This is a genomic window from Pseudomonas defluvii (assembly GCF_001695625.1).
In the GTDB taxonomy this organism is placed as follows: Bacteria; Pseudomonadota; Gammaproteobacteria; order Pseudomonadales; family Pseudomonadaceae; genus Aquipseudomonas; species Aquipseudomonas defluvii.
The window spans coordinates 1-2,811 of sequence record NZ_MBPN01000229.1 but is presented as its reverse complement, the minus strand read 5'-3'; the positions used below and the strand labels follow the sequence as shown (position 1 = coordinate 2,811).

At 52.9% G+C, this 2,811-nt stretch carries 2 protein-coding genes and 1 pseudogene; all 3 read left to right on the top strand.

What is annotated here, in order from left to right; all coding sequences use genetic code 11:
- Positions 1 to 238 precede the first annotated feature (238 nt).
- Positions 239 to 1,243 (top strand): formylglycine-generating enzyme family protein, encoded by a 1,005-nt coding sequence (locus tag EKA13_RS26745; protein ID WP_065761997.1) that lies wholly within the window; start codon positions 239 to 241, stop codon positions 1,241 to 1,243.
- A gap of 158 nt (positions 1,244 to 1,401) precedes the next feature.
- Positions 1,402 to 2,406: a formylglycine-generating enzyme family protein gene (locus EKA13_RS26740; protein ID WP_065761996.1), complete on the top strand. Its 1,005-nt coding sequence runs from the start codon at positions 1,402 to 1,404 to the stop codon at positions 2,404 to 2,406.
- A gap of 136 nt (positions 2,407 to 2,542) precedes the next feature.
- Positions 2,543 to 2,811: pseudogene (locus EKA13_RS26735) on the top strand (formylglycine-generating enzyme family protein); the annotation flags it as partial.

Here is a 2,811-nt window from a genome sequence, read left to right as displayed (position 1 = left end):
GGTTCGGCGCTGGGCTGATGAGCCTGTAAAAAGCCGATACTTGCCCGGTTTTGGCTTCCGCTGTTCCATACAGTCCGATCAGCCACTCTAAAACTCTGCACCAAAGCAGCCCTACAGCGCCTACCTCATGTATGCGCATTCGCTGGTCATTGAGTTTGGGAAAGGTCCTACATCCAACCAGTAGCCGGATCTGCTAGCGTCCAAGCTTTTCTGACGCTTGGCCCACAGGGATGCTGCCATGATCTACCTGCCCGCTGTTCGCGTACTTCTGCCCGCCTGCGCACTGCTGCTACTGACCGGTTGCCAGGCCCAATCCCTGCCATTGCCCAAGAGCGAAAAGCTCTCCGCGGAAAAAGTCGCGCAGATCGCGACGACCATCGACCAGACCTACCCGAAGCTGTCCATCGACATACGCACCCAACTGCTCAACACCGTGGTGCAGTCGCTGTACAATATGGTGTTTGTCGAAGGCGGTGAGTTTCAGATGGGGGATTTTGGCTGGAAGTGTGACTACGACCAGAGCAATATGTGTGAATGGCCGTGTGGCGTTGAGCCAGAGCGGTTGTGCAACATCAGCATGGATGGGGATGATGATTTTGTTCATCCGGTTAAATTGACTAGCTACTATCTTTCAAAATTCCAAGTGGCGCTTGGAGATTTCGATTTGTTTTTTACCATCCAAGATAAACCTATTTTTGATGCAGAGTACCGTCAGCGTAAAAACTTGCAATTTCGCTATCAGCCGAACAACCCAGCTTTTACAAAAACCTGGCAAGAAGCCAAGAACTACTGCAACTGGCTAGGTGAGCTAACCGATTACCCAGTGGACTTACCCACCGAGGCACAGTGGGAATATGCAGCTCGCAGTCGCGGTCAGTATGTATTTTTCCCTACCGACAATGGCGGTTTGGACTATGGACGAAACTTCCCCGCTCAGGGTGTCGGGCGCACATTCGCCGTAGACAGCTTTGTGCCCAACCCACTGGGCCTTTACAATATGTCAGGTAATGCAACCGACTGGGTCAACGACTGGTACGGAGAAGATTATTACCGCCACTCTCCGATTGAAAACCCTCAAGGCCCCAGTACTGGAACTCAGAAAATCCGTCGTGGGACCAATGCTGGTGAAAGCCCATTGCTGACAGCCAGCACGGTGCGTCGCTTCCCCAATGATCCCGTCAGAACGGGATACTATCCCGGTACAGGCTTCCGTTGCGCGATTCAGTTTGATCAACCGCTCTAAAACCTATACCTCTAATGCAGTCCTGCAGCTCCCCTCACAATCCATGCATGCATGCGCATTCGCTGGCAATGGAGTTTGGGAAAGGTCCTACATCCAACCAGTAGCCGGATCTGCTAGCGTCCAAGCTTTTCTGACGCTTGGCCCACAGGGATGCTGCCATGTTCTACCTACCCGCTGTTCGCGTACTTCTGCCCGCCTGCGCACTGCTGTTACTGACCGGCTGCCAGGCCCCAACCCTGCCATTGCCCAAGAGCGAAAAACTCTCCGCAGAAAAAGTCGCGCAGATCGCGACGACCATCGACCAGACCTACCCGAAGCTGTCCACTGACGTACGCGCCCAACTGCTCAACACCGTGGTGCAGTCGCTGGACAATATGGTGTTTGTCGAAGGCGGCGAGTTTCAGATGGGGGATTTTGGCTGGAAGTGTGACTATGACCCTAGCAATATGTGTGAATGGCCGTGTGGGGTTGAGCCCGAGCGGTTGTGCAATATCAGCTTGGATGGGGATGATGATTTTGTTCATCCGGTTAAGTTAAGTAGCTACTATCTTTCTAAGTTCCAGACCACGATACGTGATTTTGACCATTTTTTTATTGCTCAAGGCAAGCCACTTTTTGACAGAGAGCTTCGCAAACGAAAGGATTTAGCGTTTCGTTTTCAACCCACAATGCCCACCCCCACTAAATCCTGGCAAGAAGCCAAAGATTACTGTGCTTGGCTAGGCCAACTAAGTGGCTATCCAGTGAGCTTGCCCACCGAAGCACAATGGGAATATGCCGCTCGCAGTCGCGGCCAATACGTATACTTTTCTACCGATAATGGAAACTTGGATTACGGACGTAACTTTCCAAAACCCGGGAAGGGGCGCACTTTTGAAGTTGATAGTTTCGCACCCAACCCATTAGGTATTTACAACCTTTCAGGAAATGCTGTCGATTGGGTAAGTGACTGGTATGGCGAGGACTACTATCATCACTCCCCTTTGGAGAATCCGACAGGTCCAGCGACAGGTACATTACGTATTCATAGGGGCTCCGCGTTTGTTGAGAGCCCGTTAATTACCGCAAGCACCGTTCGACGCTGGGCGGCAGAGCCCGTCAAATCGGGGTACGTCCCAGGGTACAGCTTTCGCTGCGCCATACAGTCCAATCAAGCGCTATGAAGCCCTGCAACTCCCCTGGCAACCCATGTATGCGCAATCGCTGGTCATTGAGTTTGGGAAAGGTCCTACATCCAGCCACTGACTGGATCTGCTAGCGTCCAAGCTTTTCTGACGCTTGGCCTACAGGGATGCTGCCATGTTCTACCTGCCCACTGTTCGCGTACTTCTGCCCGCCTGCGCACTGCTGCTACTGACCGGCTGTCAGGCCCAATCCCTGCCATTGCCCAAGAGCGAAAAGCTCTCCGCGGAAAAAGTCGCGCAGATCGCGACGACCATCGACCAGACCTACCCGAAGCTGTCCACCGACATACGCACCCAACTGCTCAATACCGTGGTGCAGTCGCTGGACAATATGGTGTTTGTCGAAGGCGGCGAGTTTCAGATGGGGGATTTTGGCTGGAAGTG

What these genes read in the sequence shown, in the direction of transcription:
- EKA13_RS26745 (WP_065761997.1), top strand. Translation starts at nt 239, where the DNA reads ATGATCTACCTGCCCGCTGTTCGCGTACTTCTGCCCGCCTGCGCACTG.
- EKA13_RS26740 (WP_065761996.1), top strand. Translation starts at nt 1,402, where the DNA reads ATGTTCTACCTACCCGCTGTTCGCGTACTTCTGCCCGCCTGCGCACTG.